The organism is Paenibacillus doosanensis (genome assembly GCF_025060755.1).
Classification (GTDB): domain Bacteria; phylum Bacillota; class Bacilli; order Paenibacillales; family NBRC-103111; genus Paenibacillus_S; species Paenibacillus_S doosanensis.
In genome coordinates, this window is sequence record NZ_JANYUY010000038.1 from 1 (window position 1) to 17,243 (window position 17,243).

Below are 17,243 nucleotides of genomic sequence, written 5' to 3' on the forward strand. Positions count from 1 at the left end.
CCCCTTTGAGGGGCAAGCCCGGGACCGCTCGCGGTTGGCAGACTTTCAGTGCGCCTTCTTAGGCGCGTGCTAGTACCATGCCCTTATAGGGCTGATGGAAGCCACCGGCTAAGCCGGTGGTTATGACGTGCGCCTCGCAGTCGCACATTCTAGGTGGTTCAAATCCACCCGGTAACTTTACCCTTTAAAGTGCCGTAGCCGAAGCAGAAGTCCTAACTCCGCTGGGAGAAGGACTGGCAGGGTGTCTTCCGCGAGGGGAATCCGAAGGGCCTGCAGGCAAAGTCCAGCCCGGAACAATACGTAAACCAGAGGTGGCGGCGATGTTGGGTGACCCGCCGTTATAACGGGGAAACCTATGCGACGGCATATCTTGCAGGAAAACACGAAAGGGACTTGACCTGCAAGGCTCATCGACGTGATTAGGGTCAGGATGGATGGAACAGAATGTGACGATGACCGAGGGAAGTCTCGTCGTCTCCTTGCGGTAAACGCCGCAAGGTAGGAGTGGTATAACCCATAGGGGAAAGCCTAAGCGAAGGGCGGCGAGATGGCGGATCGTCCCGTAGTAACGAGAAAATCCGAGCCGATGAAAGCTGGTGACAGTGTGGAGGGGAAAACTCGGATGAGTGTGCGCCTGGTCGCACAACCTGCTTTCACTCCAAAAGAGGGAAAGACAGAGGTAAAGGGGACGTGCTTCGTCAAAGTCTGTGAGTCTTAGCAAGTGGAGATCGTAAGCGCCTTAAACGAACAGGGCATGACCGAGAGGGTGCGTCCCGCCGACAGCGTAGCAACGCTTGGGGATACAGGCATGCTGGCGACCTGAGTACGCGGCGGATAAACAGGAGCGATTGGCAATAAGCCTAAAACGCATTTACCCGGCGCGGAACGAGCAAGGAATCGATCTTTGGAGCAAAGGCAATACCAGCTTGGTGAGCGGCGCAAAGGTGGTGAAACACCATGAAACCAAAACGACGCTACTACTCCCTGATCGACAAAGTGTACCAAATGGAGAATCTGTACGAAGCTTGGCTGGAAGTGAAGAAGAACGATGGAAGCGGCGGTATCGATGGCGTAAGCATTGAAATGTTCGAGAAGAACCTGAACATCAATCTGCGGGAAATCCAAAGGATACTGCAACAAGGCCGGTATGAACCCGACCCGGTGCTGCGGCGTTACATCGAGAAGGAAAACGGGAAATTAAGGCCATTAGGCATTCCCACGATCCGGGACCGCGTATGCCAGCAAGCGGTACGACGAATCATTGAGCCGATCTTCGAACAGGACTTCTACTACTACAGCTTTGGCTTTCGTCCCAGATACTCTGCACACCAAGCGATATCCACGATTCGACGTGCGAAGCGCGGCGGATACGAATATGTGGTTGATCTCGACATCATGTCCTTCTTCGATGAAATTCCACACGAATTGCTGATGGAGAAGGTATATGAACGGATCACCGACGGGAAAGTGCTGGCGCTCATTCGCGGATGGCTGACCGTGGGAGTCATGGAAGATGATCAGTTCCATGAAACGGAAGTCGGGTCTCCGCAAGGCGGGGTCATCAGTCCGCTTTTGGCAAATATTTACTTAAATCATTTCGACTGGGAGATGAAGGAACGGGGATTTGCCGTGGTAAGGTATGCAGACGATGCGGTAATTCTTTGCAAAACAAAGGAGAAGGCAGAGCAAGCGTACACGGCGGCGAAGACGATTCTGGAGGAAGAACTCCAACTGCGAATGCACCCGGAGAAAACCAAAGTGGTGCATTTCGAGGAAGGATTCCGCTTCCTAGGGTTCGACTTTTGGAAGGACTTTCTGATTTTGCCTGATGATAAGGTGAAGAAGTACAAAGATAAAATCCGTAAAATCACCCGCAGGCAACAAAGGAATAACCTTGGCGAAATGATCAAGAAGCTAAATGAAGTGGTGCGCGGATTTGGCAATTACTTTGGGATTGGGAATGTAAAAACGAAGTTTCAGCGTTTGGACGAATGGACGCGCATGAGGGTGCGAGCCTGTATGCGCAAAAAGAGGTCAACGGTTTCAAACACGCTGATTCCAAACAAGGTGTTGGAAAAAGCGGGAATGGTATTTCTGACAAGCCTGCTCGCCATACGTTTCTAATTCAGGCGTGAAATATGCACTCCGGCGACGGAGGAAGACGGCTCACTCCTGAAGATGGGGAACTGACGAAGGAAAGCCGTGTGCGGGAAATCCGCTTGCACGGTTTGGCGGGGAGTCCGGGGGAGTAATCCCCCGTCTTACCCTACTATGCGGAGAGAATCAATGAACCCATCTCCCGCCCAAGACCATAAGAAACTACCAGAAACAAAAATATCACCATCTACAGTCATCCTGGCATCCTCCCTATAATAAACACATAACAACTTGGAGGTGAGTCGGCGATGAGCGTGACCGATGCAAGCTTGAAGCGCAGAAAAGTGCGTGCCGCAGTCATGAGCGATCGATGGAGGCTGTTCCGCTCCAACTTGGATCTCTACCTGATCCTGCTCCCGGGGCTGCTGTTTTTGCTATTGTTCAAATATACCCCGATGTACGGCATTGTCATTGCGTTCATGGATTTCAACATTTTCGACGGCGTGTCCGGCAGCAAGTGGGTGGGGCTCGACCAGTTCAATAAGCTGTTCCATTCGGAGGACTTCTACCACGTCTTTATAAACACATTGATCATCAGCCTGTACAAAATCGTCCTGCTCTTCCCGATCCCGATCCTGATCGCGCTGTTCCTGAACGAGGTGCGGAAGGTATGGTTCAAGCGGACGGTGCAGACGGTCATTTTCCTCCCGCATTTCTTATCCTGGGTCATCATTTCCGGGCTGTTCATGACGATTTTGTCCCCAAGCGGCGGCATGGTCAACAACGTCATTCAATATTTCGGCGGCACGCCGATCTCGTTCTTCCTCGATAACGACGTGTTCCGTAGTGTTCTCGTCTTCACCGCCGGTTGGAAGGAATCGGGCTGGAACGCCATCATCTTCATCGCCGCGATCGCCGGCATCGAGCAGGAGCAGTATGAAGCGGCCTCCATCGACGGAGCGGGACGCATCCGGCAAATGCTCTATATCACGCTGCCGGGCATCCTGCCGACGATCGTTCTCGTGCTGGTGCTGCGCCTCGGTCATTTGCTGGAAGCCGGTACCGAGCAAATTTTAACGATGTACAACTCGGTCGTCTATGAGTCGGGCGACGTCATCGGCACCTTCGTATACCGGCAAGGTCTTGGTCAGCAGGATTACAGCTTCAGCACGGCGGTCGGGCTGTTCAATTCCGTCGTCGGCTTCATCTTAATCATCTTAGGCAATGAACTCAGCAAGAAGCTCATCAAGCGAAGCATATGGTAGGGGTGGAACGAACTATGCGCAAAAAAACTTTAGGCGAGCGGTCTCTGGACGCTTTGATTTATATCATGCTGCTGGTCTGCGGACTCATCACGCTGCTCCCGCTCGTTAACGTGCTGTCCAAGGCGCTGAGCGAGGAATCTGCTGTCATCTCCGGCCAGGTCGGGCTAATCCCTGTCGGATTTCAGCTGGAGACGATGAAGTATGTCGTATCCTCAGCCCAATTTCTGCATTCGATTTCCGTCTCGCTGTTCGTCACGATCGTTGGGACGCTGCTCTCGATCCTGCTTACAGCAATTACGGCGTATCCTTTGTCGAAGAGACATCTGCCCGGCATCTCCCTAATCCTGATCTTGTTCATCTTCACCATGATGTTCAACGGCGGGATTATTCCAAACTACTTGCTCATCAAGCAGCTTCATCTGCTGAACAGCCTGTGGTCCATCATTCTCCCGTCACTGATCAGTGTGTTCAATATGCTTGTGATCAAAAGCTACTACGAATCTTTACCCGAAGCGCTCGAGGAATCGGCCAAAATGGACGGTGCCCGCAACCTGACGATTTTGTTCCGGATCGTGCTGCCTCTTAGCGGTCCCGTGCTGGCAACGATCGCGCTGTTCTATGCCGTGTACTTCTGGAACGACTATTTCAACCCGATGCTCTACATCACGAGCCCGAGCTTGAAGCCGCTGCAGCTATACCTTCGCGACATCGTGCTCGATGCGGACAGCTCCTCGATGGGCAAGACGGCGGACGAGCTGATGAACGCCTCCCCGGAAGGCATCCGGGCGGCCACCGTCATCGCTTCCATCGTTCCGATGCTGCTGGTGTATCCGTACTTGCAAAAGCATTTTGTCAAAGGCGTGCTCATCGGCTCCGTGAAAGGCTAAGTTTGCGTTAATGCCCAAACCTTAAGGGCTTAATGATATGCTAACATTATTAGGGGAGGTTTACGTATGCAACAGAAATACAGAAAACTGGCATTTCTATCACTCACCGCCTGCTTGTCGGTCACAGCGCTGGCCGCTTGCGGCAATAACGCGGGCACAGGAGCCGACACCGACTCCAAAGCGCCGGCAGCTCCGGCTGCAACTGCCGGCCCCAAGCCGGAATTGAAAGCTCTGCAAATTTGGCAGAAGGACGATTACAACACCTACCCGGTAGCCAAATTTTTGGAGCAGGCGACCGGCTACAAGGTGCAGTACGATATGCTTCCGCAGGATAAGCCGCAGGATAAGCTGAACATACTGATCGCATCCGGCGAGCCTTACGATGTGGTAACAACGGCGGGCACCACCGATTTCAAAGCGCTTTATTCCGACTATGCCAAGAAGGGCGCGCTTGTCGATCTCGGTCCGCTTCTGGATAAATACGGTCCCAACATTAAAGCTGCGGTCGATCCGGAAGCGCTGGAAGCGGCCAAGGTGGACGGCAAGCTGTATGCCATTCCGACCAAAAGTCTCTTCACCGTCAACACCAGCTTGTTCATTCGCCAGGACTGGCTGGACAAGGTCGGGATGAAAGCGCCGACGACACTGGATGAGCTGACGGCTGTGCTGAAAGCTTTCAAAGAGAAGGACCCCGGCGGCAACGGGGATAAAAACATTCCGCTGACGGTCAGCGGCGAAGCCCCTTTCATCGCCAATATTGTAGGCGCTTTCGGCATGCCGAATTTCTGGAACGACGTGAACGGCAAGCTGACGCCGCGTGTCATGGACCCGGCTTACAAGGACTATGTCGCCTTCGTCACCGACTTGTTCAAGCAAGGGCTTCTGGATAAGGAGTATGCCGCTAACAAGGACGCTACCGCAAAAGAAAAATTCACCAGCGGCCGGGCAGGCATGATTATGATGAACTGGTCTGACGTACCGGCGATTATGGATGCCCTGACGAAGAACGTTCCTGCGGCCAAGGGCGGGTTTATCCCGGCGCTGACCGGAAAGAACGGGCAAGTCGGCTTGTCCGCGACCAAGGGCTTCGATCGTATTACGTTCATTCCGAAAGCTTCGAAGCATCCGGAGGATACGGTCAAGTGGCTGAACGCCAAGCTGGAGAAGGACACCTTCAAGACGATGGCGATCGGGGAGGAGAACAAGCACTATACGCTCAAGGACGGCAATTATACGCCGATTAACCCGATTTTTACCGATGAGCGGAACCAGGCGAACAACTTCTTGACCGGTACGGACGACAAAAACTATCCGATCTACTGGCAAGCCCGCGTGCGCAAAGATATGCGACTGTTCGACGCTTGGAACTTTATGAACCGGGTGCAGCCGGAGACGACCAAGGTCGCCGACTTGTTAGGCTATGCGCCTTATATGCCGGAGTTTTCCAAGACCTTCCAATCGCTGAACACGATGGCGGGCGACTACACGACCAAGCTCATCTTCGGAGCGGAGCAGATCGGCAATCTCGACGCCTTCTTGACCAAGTACAAGGCGGCCGGCGGCGATGCCAGCTACAAGGAAGTTAACGACTGGTACGCCAAGGCGAAGAAATAATCGTCCGCAGTCAGCTGGTTTTTCATACAATTTATTATGGAGGTTTCACTTCATGTCTATCATCGGCTCTCTTCAATCCAGCCCGATCATTACCCGTCATCCAAGCAATCCGATCCTGACGGCGGCGGACGTTCCCTACAATCCGGCGCTTGTGTTCAACGCAGGTGTAACCAAATATGAAGGGCGCTACGTCATGCTGTTCCGCAACGATTACGGCAATGCGCAAGAGCAGACGCTGCTGCCGAGCAGCACGACCAACATCGGGCTGGCGTTCAGCAACGACGGCATTCATTGGGATGTGCAGCACAAGCCTTGCTTCGGCATCGAGAGCGAGGAGATCATCCGCACGTACGACCCGCGCCTGACGGTCATCGACGGCCGCTGCTATCTCTGCTTCGCGGTGGATACGAAGCACGGCGTGCGCGGCGGGGTGGCGGTGACGGACGACTTTGTCAGCTTCGAGGTGCTGAGCATGTCGGCGCCGGATAACCGCAACATGGTGCTGTTCCCGGAGAAGATCGGCGGTAAATACGTGCGTCTGGAGCGTCCGTTCCCGGTGTACGGCAAGGCCGGCAAGGATAGCTTCGACATCTGGATCTCCGACTCGCCGGATTTGAAATATTGGGGCAACACGGAGCTGCTGCTCGGTCTGGAGAAGGTGCCGTTCGCCAATGACAAGATTGGCCCGGGAGCGCCGCCGGTCAAGACGTCCAAGGGCTGGCTGACGACGTACCACTCGGTGGACATCGATCCGTCCCGCGGCAAGAACGGCTGGGAGCCGTTCTGGAAGAAGCGCTACTGTGCCGGCGTCATGCTGCTGGATCTGAACGATCCGTACAAGATCATCGGCATGAGCGGCGAGCCGCTGCTGGCCCCGGAAACGGTCTATGAGCGGGAAGGCTTCCGCAATGACGTCATTTTCCCCGGGGGCATGATTCTCGAGGACGACGGCGAGGTGAAAATCTACTACGGCGGCGCCGATACGGTGGAATGCCTGGCTACGGCTCATGTGGACGATCTTGTGAATTTGTGCTTGAACGGTAAGTAATCGACCGGCCTCATCTGTCATAGAGCAGCCCGGCGGAGCCCGATAAGGGTTCCGCCGGGCTTTGCTCTTCCGCCGAATGAAACGCAGTTGATCCGAAATGCAGTCTGCCCCATTTCCAGGAGCAGTGTTGCAATACCTTTTATAGTTAAAATACAGCGATCAGCATGGATTGGAGAGTCGATGCGAATGGGTACTGCAAGATTCCTATTCTGGAATCTCTTCTTGTAGCCGTTCTTTCCACATTACCGTAATGCCCAGACCGATAACCATAATGACCGCAGCGAAAAGGTAAGGATAGTTGATGTTGACATCGAATAAGATGCCGCCCGCCGCCGGGCCGACGATATTGCCCAGGCTCGTGTACGTGGAGTTCATTCCGGCGACGAAGCCTTGTTCTTTTCCGGCCGATCTCGATAAAAAGGTCGTCAATGCCGGACGTAGCAAGTCGAAGGCGAGAAAGATGAAGCAGGTCACCGTCAGCACGAGCCAGAAGCCGGAGATCAGGGTCGATGCTACCGCCAAGATTGCGCCTGTGATTAAGCAGATTTGAATCAGCTTCTTTTCGCCGAGCTTATCTACCATCCCGCCGAACATAAACAGCTGTACGACAACGCCGAAGATCGAGCTTATGGTAATGATGGCTGCGATGTCCTTGGGCGTATAGCCGAATTTATGATCGGAAAATAGGCTGAAAATTGTTTCATAGGCAGATAAACCGAAAGCGAGCACGAATACGATCGCAAAGGCAATGAAATACAGAGGGTTTAGCGATCTTCTTACATCGCCGAAAAAGCTGGTATGCTTCGTATTGGCGGAAATTTCCGCGAATTGCTCCTTCGTTAGCGGTTCCTTGAGAATAAATATTGACGATATGCAGGCTATGCAAGCAATCGCCGCCGCAAAATAGAAGGGCATGCGTATGCCGTATGCGGCAATAAATCCGCCGACGCCGGGTCCGATAATGAAACCGGTGCTGATGGCGGCGGACATGTACCCCATCGCTTTCGGCCGCTCCTCTAATGTGGTCACATCGGCGATATAGGCGGTGACGGCGGGCATAATAAAGGCTGCGCTAATTCCGCCCAAGACCCTTGCCGTATACAGCACCCATACATTTGTGCCCGAACCGAAGATAAGCTCCGATACGCCGAACAGAAATAAGCCTGCGATGATGATTTTCTTTCTGCCGTACCGGTCGACCCAGCGCCCGGCGAACGGCGACATCACAAGCTGCGCCGCAGCGAATACGGCGACAAGATAACCCATAGTTTGTCCCGACAAATGCATAATATTCATAAAGGACGGCATGACGGGGATGACCAGACCAATACCGAGAAAGGCAATGAACAGATTGCTTAATAGAATGAGTAATACCGTCTTTTGATCTTTAATAGATTTTTTCATATAAATGACCTCACTGTGATAAAAATCAGCGCTGTGAAATTCCCCTCCAAAATACTGCCCAAGAGGCATTGACCTTATCCGTCAGCCGCTTCTCGTCGTTGACGTATACAAGCTCCAGCATAATAGAGTCGACGATGCCCAAGAAGGCAAGGGTCGATATTTGTGCCGAGAATTCCGCCATTGCGCCGGCATCGATCCATTCTTGAAACTTGCGTTCCAGCGTTGCCTGCACCTTCTCCTCCAGATCAACGACTTCTTGTTCAATCGCTCTGACCAGATGAGCCGGCGGAAAGAAAGACATGCGCAGCCAAAACTTTAACTGCTCGTTTTCACGGAACAGATCGATGACCAGCCGCAGGAATCCGTATAAATCCGTCTCGGGCTGAAGCGAGCCGGTGCCGCTGAAATATTGCAGCTTTAAGGCCAGCTCCGTCTCCTTCGCATCGTGCAGCACTTGCAGAAAGAGATCGTCCTTTCCTTTGAAATGAGCGTAGATCGATTGTTTTTTCATACCGACCTCGTCGGCGATTTGCGAAAGAGACGCGCCTTCATAGCCGTGAAGGGTAAAATATTTGAGAGCCGCCGCCTTAATATCATCGCTTTTCAATGAGACCACCTCCAAACTGACGAACGTTCGTCAGTTATTGTATCAAATAAACGATCCGTATGCAAAGCCTAGAAAATAATTGTTATGTTCATTATCGCCAACTTGTCCGCTGTCTCTCGACAGGAACGGGATCATTCTCGTCCGCTCGTCTCCGATAGGATCTTGCCGGGGCAGATCCTCACCGTATACGGCCTCTTAGCACGGCGCCAAAGTTGTCCCTTTTGTGACAGAATTGTCATAAAAAAATTCTATGCCAAAAATATATCGAAATGCCGCTTCCTGTGGTATTCTACATACAAACAACTTTTGAGGTGAAATGTATGCAATCAACAGCAACGCCGACAACTTTTTCGAGAACAAACCCGTTTCATGCGAAAGTTCTCAAAAACGTGAATTTGAATGGAGCGGGCTCCAATAAAGAAACGAGACATCTTGAGCTATCGCTGCAAGGCTCCGGCCTTTCTTTCGTGCCGGGCGATTGCCTGGGCATTGTTCCGGAAAACGATCCGGAGCTGGTAGCCGCCATTTTGGAAGAAATGAAATGGGACCCTGAATTGCCTGTTCCCGTTTCCAAGCAAGGAGATACGCTTCCGCTGAAGGAAGCTTTGGCAAAGCATTTTGAAATTACTTTGCTCACGAAAAAATTGGCTCAGCAAGCGGCGGCCATGACCGACAACGAACAATTGCAGCAGCTTGTATCGGGCGACAATATAAAGGAATATGTAGAAGGCCGCGATTTGCTTGATTTGCTGAGAGATTTCGGTCCGTGGAAGGCTTCCGCCCAAGATATGGTGGCCATTTTGAGAAAAATGCCGCCGCGGCTGTACTCCATTGCAAGCAGCTTTGCCGCTCATCCCGATGAGGTGCATCTGACGATCGGCGCCGTGCGTTATACGACTCACGGACGGGAGCGCAAAGGGGTTTGTTCCGTATTGTGCGCGGAGCGTCTTCACGAAGGCGATTTGCTTCCGGTCTTTATCCAAACCAACAAGCACTTTAACCTGCCGGAATCCAAGGACAAAGATATCATTATGGTCGGCCCGGGAACGGGGATTGCTCCGTTCCGTTCCTTTATCGAGGAACGCGCGGTGAGCAAGGCGGCAGGCAGAGCGTGGCTGTTCTTCGGCGACCAGCATGCGGCTACGGACTTCCTGTACCAAAACGAGCTGGAAGGCTATCAAAAAGACGGAGTGCTGACCAAAATCGATGCTGCGTTCTCTCGGGATTCGGAGCAGAAAGTATACGTTCAGCATAAAATGCTGGAGAACGGCAAAGAATTGTTTGCATGGCTGCAAAACGGGGCTTACTTCTACGTTTGCGGCGATAAGCAGTATATGGCGAAGGACGTTCACGAGGCGCTGCTCAGCGTGATTGAACAAGAAGGCGCAATGACGCGCGATGCGGCGGAGGCTTATTTGAAAGACATGCAGGAACAGGGCCGCTACCAACGCGACGTATATTAATCGAAGGAAGACTTTATACAAGAAGAGCAATCTTATACCGCAATTTGCGGTCATAAGGTCGCTCTTTTTTTGTCGTATACCGCCGGCTTTCTTATTGCTTGGGAAATAAATGCTAATCCAACACCGGCGTATAGCTTGAGGGTGCTGCTAGCGGCCCGGGCCGACTCGGGCGGGCGCAATCCAAGGCGGCTGCCCTATAAAACTGTTTTGAAAGCGCACTCAAAATGATAATATAAACGTAGGCGATAATATTCGTCCTTATGCGTTCTCTCACTTGATGGAGGTTGATCTCATTACCCCCGCAACAATTCTCGTATTTCCGGCATCCGATCTATGATATATTAATCCTATCGGGTTTATATGATATAAAACATCAGATCCTTTTACGGGGGGATTCCCATGATCAGCTTGATTCAATCGGCCTTTTCCAATTTTAAGTTTCGCAGTCTGTTCTTCCGCATCTTGTTTATTCAAATTGTGCTGGTGGCGATGACTGCGGCGGTCGTCGGCTTTCTCGGCGAACGGTACAGCCAGAACGTCGTCCGGGACGAAGTGACGCGCTCCAGTATGCAGGTGCTGGAGCAGACCAGGCGTCTGATGGACGTTCTGCTGAACGAGGTGGATCAAATTACGATCCGGCTTGCCCAGAATATGGCCTTCTCCAGAGCTTTGGAAGCCGGGCTGGAAGGGCCGGCGAAGCCGGATACGGATACGATCCATGATATGATGCTGGAATCGTATATTTCCTCGCCTTATATCGAGTCCATCTCCGTATATTATGCGCGCAGCGGGCTAATGCAATCGGCTCTTACCGGCTTGACGAAAGTAGCGGACAGCGACGATCCGGAGTGGTTTCCGCTGTACGCGTCGATGCACCGGACGGAGGGCCGCTGGTTCGTGCGCCCTTATTCCAAGACCAGAGCGTCCCAGCTTAACGAAACGCAGGTCACCTTAATCCGGACAACCCCCTGGGTAGGCACTCCGATCAACGGGGCTGTCATCGTTAATCTGAACCAGCAGGCATTGTTTCAGAGCCCGTCGATTCATCTGATTCGGCCGGGGGAAGAAATCTGGATGGTCAGCCCGGACGCTTCGCTCGCTTACAACATAACGACGGGGGCGGTCGTGAGCGATAAGGAATTCGCCGTCGTCGGCGAACATTTGACGGACCGGACGACGGCGTTCACTTCCCATTTTCGCAACGCCGATTATTCGTTTACGGCTCTGACCTCGCCTTATAGCGGCTGGAAGTACGTCAACCTGATTCCGACGGTTTCCTTGTATAAAAGCGGCAAAGCGATCCAATCGTTCATGCTCATTCTGATGGTGTTCAGTATCGGGATCGCGGGAGTATTCGCCTTTTTCATTTCCTTGAAAATTTACAGTCCGATCTATTCGCTCGTTCAATTGGTAAACAACAAGAAGGAAGAGAGAAGGGATCAGCCGCCGGACGGGGAGAAGAGCGAAGTGACCATGCTGTTTGACGCCTTTCATTCCTTAAAAGAAAAAGGAAGCGAGCTGGAGGTTCAGCTCCGGGACAACTGGCCGGTGCTGCAGCAGAGCTTTCTGCAGCAGCTGATCCAAGAGCAGCCGCTGGATGCGGAGGAACGGCTGGCCAAGTTCGCCTACTACCGTCTGCCGGTGACGCGCCACGGATTTTTCGTCTGCGTGCTGCGCATCGATAATTACGCCTCCTATGTAAAAAAGTACAGCAGTCTGGATCAGAGCTCCATCCGCTATTTTATTGCCAAGGCAGGCAGCGAGCTGGCCGGAGGCGCGTTTCGCAGTTACCCGCTGCATACCGAGAGCAGAGATATGATTCTGATCTGCAACCTGGAAGCGGCGATGGAGAGAGAGGACTTCCGGGAACGGGCCGAGGCCGTAGCGGCGAGCATAGTAAGCTCCATCGACAGCTATTTGAAGCTGTCGATCAGCGTCGGTGTCGGCGATCTGAAGGAGTCTGCGGCGGATATCGGCATCTCCTATCAGGAGGCGGTGGAGGCGCTGGAGCACCGGGCATTCAAGGGCGGCGGACTGATCGCGCCGATCTGGATGCAGCAGGCGAGGGGGCCGGCCGACCATCAATTTTTCCGCAAGCTGGGAGAGGCGAAGCGGGAGCTTCTGCTACATTTGCGTTCGGAGCAGCCGGACCGGCTGGAAGAGGCGCTGGATCGTCTCTACGAGCTTGCTTTGCAAGCCGAGGGCTTGTCGTTCCCGCTGCTGCGGCACTCTCTGTTTCAACTCGTCGTGGACGTATTCCAGCGCGCTTCCGAGCTGGGGCTGGAGCCGTCTCGGACCGATATGGAGCTATCCGGGCTCCATGAGCAGATGCAATGGCTCGAAACGGTCGAGCAGGCGGTGCGGTTCGTTCAGGATTATGTCGGAGCGGTCCACCGGCAGCTGTACTCGAGCCGGACGGAGGAGCCGCCTTCGGTAGCCAGACAAATATTGGATTATATTCAGCTTAATTTCGATAAGGACATCTCGCTCGGCGGCATCGCCGATCAGCTCAAGCTGGACCCTTCGTATGTGAGCCGGCTGTTCCGGCAGGAGATCAGCATGACGTTTACCGATTATGTGCTCATGCTCCGCTTGGCCAAAGCGAAGGAGCTGTTGCAGCACAGCAAGCTGGCGATCAAGGAAATCGGCGCGTTGGTAGGCTACGCGAATCAGCGGAGCTTCAACCGGATATTTAAAAAATACGAAGGGGTGACGCCCGGCGAATACCGCGATATCCATGCCCCGAGCAAGCTGGCGGGCGATCAGATTTACTGATTAACGGCGCGCGGTGAACAATGTCATCAAAGGACCATCGCGCCGGGAAACGAAAATTTCAGCAGAAGTCCCTTAGTTCAACAATGGTCTCTTTACGATGGAAAACGGGTTTTCTATGATGGTCCTGTAACCGAACACCTAGCACAGACAAAGTGCAGAAAAGCAATGCCATGCGAAACCATCCTATTGTAAGGGGGACACATCTTATGAAGTACAATGCCGGGAAAATCGCCGGAAACAAAGCCTCGCGCGTCCTGCTGGCGTCGGCCATGCTGCTGGGGATGCTGACGGCGTGCAGCGATCCTGCGCCAGCCGGCCAGGGGCAGCCGAAAGCCGAGACCGCTGCGCCAACGTCCGGAGGGATCTATCATTTGGGAGAAACGGTCAATCCCGAACAGGTTACCAACTTCAATCCGTTTCTGGCCACCGGGAACTGGACGCCGTTCTTCGATTACGTGTTCGATTCGCTCTATTATTTCAATCCGGTTAAGGGTGCGCTGATGCCGCGCTTGGCCGACGGCGAAGGCAAATGGTCGAATGACAACAAGACGTATACGGTCAAATTGAATCTGAAGGCGAAATGGCATGACGGCCAGCCGTTCACCGTCGACGACGTGCTGTACTCGTTCCAGACGCTCAAGAACAATAAGGTGCTCGACCGTTACCAGCTGTGGGGAGATAACCGGCTGAAGGACGTGACAGCCCAGGGCACGGATACGGTTGTGTTTACGATGAATAATCAATTCCCGTCGCTGCCGTTTTATTTATCTACCGTCTATATGGTGCCGAAACATCTGTTCGAGAAAGAGAACGCGGCGGAATTTCTGAATAAAACGCCGGTCGGTACGGGACCTTTCAAATTTAAAAGCATCAATGAAAGCGCCATCGTGCTCGACCGCAATGCCGACTATTTCCTGGGGGCGCCGTCCATCGATCAGCTGTATGTAAACCGGTTTAACAATTCCTCGACGCTGACGCTGGCTCTGGAAAAAGGCGACGTCCAGGGGACTACGGGAACGGTGGCGATGCCGAGCGTGCCGAAGCTGCTGGAAAATCCGGTGAACAAGCTGCAAATTTATCCCGGTTTGAGCACGTACTCCGTGATCATGAACAATGAAAAGCCGCTCTTATCCGATCCCGCGGTGCGTAAAGCGATTCAACTGGCGCTAGATCGCAAGTCGCTGATTGAGAAGGGCGAGTCCAACGGCGTATTCCCGGCCAATCCCGGCTTCTTATCGTCCGTATTCGGCGATATGACCGACAAGAAGCTGATCGACAGCGCCGCTTACAATTACAATTTGAACGAGGCGGTCAAAGGGCTGGAAGCGGCCGGCTACAAGAAGAACGCCAAGGGCATTTATGAAAAAGACGGCAAGCCGCTGTCCTTTACCTACCATATGGCGGCGAACGCGCCCGCGCAGAACAAGGAAGGCGCGATGATTACCGCCTGGCTGAAAGAGGTCGGCATCGAGACGACGACCAAGCTGGTGACCTGGCCGGAGCTGACCAAGCTTTTGATGGCCGGCGACTACGAGCTGCTGCAGAACGGCATTACGACGCCTCCCGATCCGCAGGCGCAGCTGGAAATTTTCCACAGCAAAATGACCGCGCCTATCGGGTCGAATACACCGGGGCTCAACTACATGCGTTTCCGCGACGCGGATGTGGATAAGTGGCTGGATGAGGCATCCTCGGCCGATTCGGCCAAACGCAAGGAGCTGTACCAGCAAGTTCAGCAGCGAATCGCGGATAAGGCGCCGATCGCGGTTATGTACAACGTAGGCGGACATATCCCGTACCGGGTGGACCAGTTCACCAATTACGACGAGAACCTTCCCGTTACCTCCGCCCTGTCGCTTAAGCAGATCAAGAAAAAGTAGCCTAATCCGGCTTGAAGCTGAACAGGAGGTGCTTATGTGCGCTACAATTCCGTGTATTTGATTAAAAGGGTCGGCTTTGCTTTTGTTACGCTTTACATGGCGGTCACTTTGAATTTCCTCCTCCCCCGTTTGATGGGGGGGGACCCCGCTACCGCGCTGGCCTCCGAGAAGGCGCTCGGCTCGCAGGAAGTGGTGAATGCGTTAAAGGCCCAGTTCGGGCTGGACGATCCGAGCATCTTGCATCAATACGGCAGCTATTTGCTGCAGCTGCTGCACGGCAATCTCGGCGTGTCTTACGTCAATTATCCGTCTCCGGTCGCCGACGTGATGTTGAAGGCGCTGCCGTGGACGCTCGGCACGGTGCTGATCGCTACGCTGCTGAGCTATTTGGTCGGCTGGCTGATCGGCATTCGGGGCGCCTGGAAGGCCGGGTCGTTTTTCGATAATTCTACGCTGTTTACATCGTTTTTCTTAAATTCGGTGCCTTTTTTCTGGATCGCTATCATTTTCATCATGATTTTCTCCTTTTACTTGGGCTGGTTCCCATTGGGGCAGGCGGTGGACCCTGCCATCGACAGTTTCTCCGCGTGGGGCAAGCTGATGTCGATATTGAAGCATGCGTTTCTGCCGGTATTTACGCTCATCATCGCTTCGCTCGCCGGCCATATTCTTGTCCTTCGCAACAATTTGATGCGCGTGCTGTCCGAGGATTATATGCTGCTGGCGAAGGCGAAGGGCGTCTCCGTCAGGCGCAGAAAATATATGTACGGAGCGCGAAACGCGCTGCTGCCTTCTTTTACCGGGCTCATGACCTCGCTCGGCCACGTGATCGGCGGAGCGATTACGACGGAAATCGTTTTCTCCTATCCGGGAGTCGGTCTGGTAACCTTCAACGCCATACTGAATCATGATTACCCGTTAATTCAGGGATCGTTTCTGTTCATCGCGATATCGGTTATCGTCTGCAACTTGATTGCGGATTTGCTGTACCCGCTGCTCGATCCTCGGGTGGTGCTGAACTAAAGGGGCATGAAAGTATGGTGAAAAATTCCGCTGCGGCGCCCATTTGATCTTCCAATCGCTGTTGAAATCGGATTTTTGGATGGTTGTTTTCTTTTTCTATGGAGAAAATCCGTTTTCAAAGGCGACCGCTTACGCTTTTCCAGATTCAAATGGCCCCTCCGCTCGTTTTTCACCACACTTTTATAAGTGGCGAACAATCACGCTGCGGCGCCCGTTTGATCTTTCGATCGCTGTTGAAATCGGATTTTTGGATTGTTTATAAGGAGGTATGTATGCTCATGATGCGGCGTATAGCAGAGGCAATAAGTTCTGCATTTCCGGGGGCGAAGGGGAAGATCGGGCTCGCCATCTTTATCGTTTTTACCGTGATCGCTTTATTCGGATCGGCGCTTGCGCCCTATCCCGTCAACTATATCGGTTTCGATTCTTGGCTCGCTCCGTCGCTTGATCATTGGCTTGGAACGGACAGCTACGGGCAGGATGTGCTCAGCCAAATGATTTACGGCACGCGGACCTCGTTCTGGGTAGGCATCATCGCCGGTTTGATTACGACGGTGATCGGAGTCGCGGTCGGAGTCATTTCCGGCTTCAAAGGAGGCTGGGTGGAGGAATCCCTGATGCGGATCGTCGATCTATTTCTCATTATTCCTACGTTGGCGCTGATGATTATTCTCGCTTCCTTTCTGCCTTCGATGGGAGTCGGCAGCACGATTCTGATCATCGGCTGTCTGAGCTGGCTCTACATGGCCAGAAGCATCCGCAGCCAGACGATGTCCGAGCGGCAGAGCGGCTATGTCGAGGCGGCGCGTATGGTGGGGATGAAGGATACGGAAATTATGTTCCGGGAAATTTTGCCGAACATCGTGCCGGTCATCCTCGCCAATCAGGTGCTCGTCACCACGCAGGCCGTGCTGGCGGAAGCGGGGCTGAGCTTTCTCGGTCTGGGCGATCCGACCAATGTCAGCTGGGGGACGATTCTGGCTTTGGCCAATGCGAATAATGCGGTCATGTTCCACGCTTGGTGGTGGATACTGCCGCCCGGTTTGGCTATCGCCTTCTTGTGCTTCGGCTTTATTCTGATCGGCAACGGCATTCTGGAGAAATACCGGGCGAACCGCGGCAATGCGGCCCTGTAGAGGGACGCAAGCGGATTGCGGCCTGACGATGGAAGCGGCGGCGC

At 53.4% G+C, this 17,243-nt stretch carries 12 protein-coding genes; 10 read left to right on the plus strand and 2 right to left on the minus strand.

The window, feature by feature from the left end; all coding sequences use genetic code 11:
* The first annotated feature begins 957 nt into the window (after positions 1 to 957).
* From ltrA to N0M98_RS22905, 5 genes are all read left to right on the plus strand, one after another.
* Positions 958 to 2,124: a group II intron reverse transcriptase/maturase gene (gene ltrA, locus N0M98_RS22885; RefSeq protein ID WP_259619284.1), complete on the plus strand. Its 1,167-nt coding sequence runs from the start codon at positions 958 to 960 to the stop codon at positions 2,122 to 2,124.
* A gap of 281 nt (positions 2,125 to 2,405) precedes the next feature.
* Positions 2,406 to 3,362, plus strand: a complete 957-nt coding sequence (locus N0M98_RS22890) for an ABC transporter permease (RefSeq protein ID WP_375295546.1) — start codon at positions 2,406 to 2,408, stop codon at positions 3,360 to 3,362.
* Between the two features lie 14 nt (positions 3,363 to 3,376).
* The gene (locus tag N0M98_RS22895) at positions 3,377 to 4,249 is read left to right on the plus strand and encodes a carbohydrate ABC transporter permease (protein WP_249865138.1); all 873 of its coding nucleotides are present in this window, start codon (positions 3,377 to 3,379) and stop codon (positions 4,247 to 4,249) included.
* Between the two features lie 66 nt (positions 4,250 to 4,315).
* Positions 4,316 to 5,863 carry an extracellular solute-binding protein gene (locus N0M98_RS22900; RefSeq protein ID WP_259619285.1) on the plus strand — a complete coding sequence of 516 codons (1,548 nt, stop codon included), beginning with the start codon at positions 4,316 to 4,318 and terminating at the stop codon, positions 5,861 to 5,863.
* A gap of 52 nt (positions 5,864 to 5,915) precedes the next feature.
* A complete protein-coding gene (locus N0M98_RS22905; RefSeq protein WP_259619286.1) occupies positions 5,916 to 6,911 on the plus strand; it encodes a glycoside hydrolase family 130 protein in 996 nt (331 codons plus the stop codon).
* 204 nt (positions 6,912 to 7,115) lie between these two features.
* Here N0M98_RS22905 and N0M98_RS22910 read toward each other — a convergent pair whose 3' ends face one another.
* Positions 7,116 to 8,315 (minus strand): MFS transporter, encoded by a 1,200-nt coding sequence (locus N0M98_RS22910; protein ID WP_249865135.1) that lies wholly within the window; start codon positions 8,313 to 8,315, stop codon positions 7,116 to 7,118.
* A 25-nt stretch (positions 8,316 to 8,340) separates the two neighbouring features.
* Complete coding sequence (locus tag N0M98_RS22915) at positions 8,341 to 8,922, minus strand: TetR/AcrR family transcriptional regulator (RefSeq protein WP_259619287.1); 582 nt, start codon at positions 8,920 to 8,922, stop codon at positions 8,341 to 8,343.
* Between the two features lie 320 nt (positions 8,923 to 9,242).
* Between N0M98_RS22915 and N0M98_RS22920 the strand changes: the two genes are divergently transcribed.
* The 5 genes from N0M98_RS22920 (at position 9,243) to N0M98_RS22940 (ending at position 17,199) form a co-directional block, all read left to right on the plus strand.
* The gene (locus tag N0M98_RS22920; protein WP_249865133.1) at positions 9,243 to 10,385 is read left to right on the plus strand and encodes a sulfite reductase subunit alpha; all 1,143 of its coding nucleotides are present in this window, start codon (positions 9,243 to 9,245) and stop codon (positions 10,383 to 10,385) included.
* Between the two features lie 399 nt (positions 10,386 to 10,784).
* Positions 10,785 to 13,160: a helix-turn-helix domain-containing protein gene (locus N0M98_RS22925; protein WP_259619288.1), complete on the plus strand. Its 2,376-nt coding sequence runs from the start codon at positions 10,785 to 10,787 to the stop codon at positions 13,158 to 13,160.
* 206 nt (positions 13,161 to 13,366) lie between these two features.
* Positions 13,367 to 15,040 carry an ABC transporter substrate-binding protein gene (locus N0M98_RS22930; protein WP_259619289.1) on the plus strand — a complete coding sequence of 558 codons (1,674 nt, stop codon included), beginning with the start codon at positions 13,367 to 13,369 and terminating at the stop codon, positions 15,038 to 15,040.
* Between the two features lie 36 nt (positions 15,041 to 15,076).
* Positions 15,077 to 16,063 (plus strand): ABC transporter permease, encoded by a 987-nt coding sequence (locus N0M98_RS22935; RefSeq protein WP_259619290.1) that lies wholly within the window; start codon positions 15,077 to 15,079, stop codon positions 16,061 to 16,063.
* Positions 16,064 to 16,341: 278 nt separating this feature from the next.
* Positions 16,342 to 17,199 carry an ABC transporter permease gene (locus N0M98_RS22940; protein WP_249865129.1) on the plus strand — a complete coding sequence of 286 codons (858 nt, stop codon included), beginning with the start codon at positions 16,342 to 16,344 and terminating at the stop codon, positions 17,197 to 17,199.
* Positions 17,200 to 17,243: the final 44 nt, after the last annotated feature.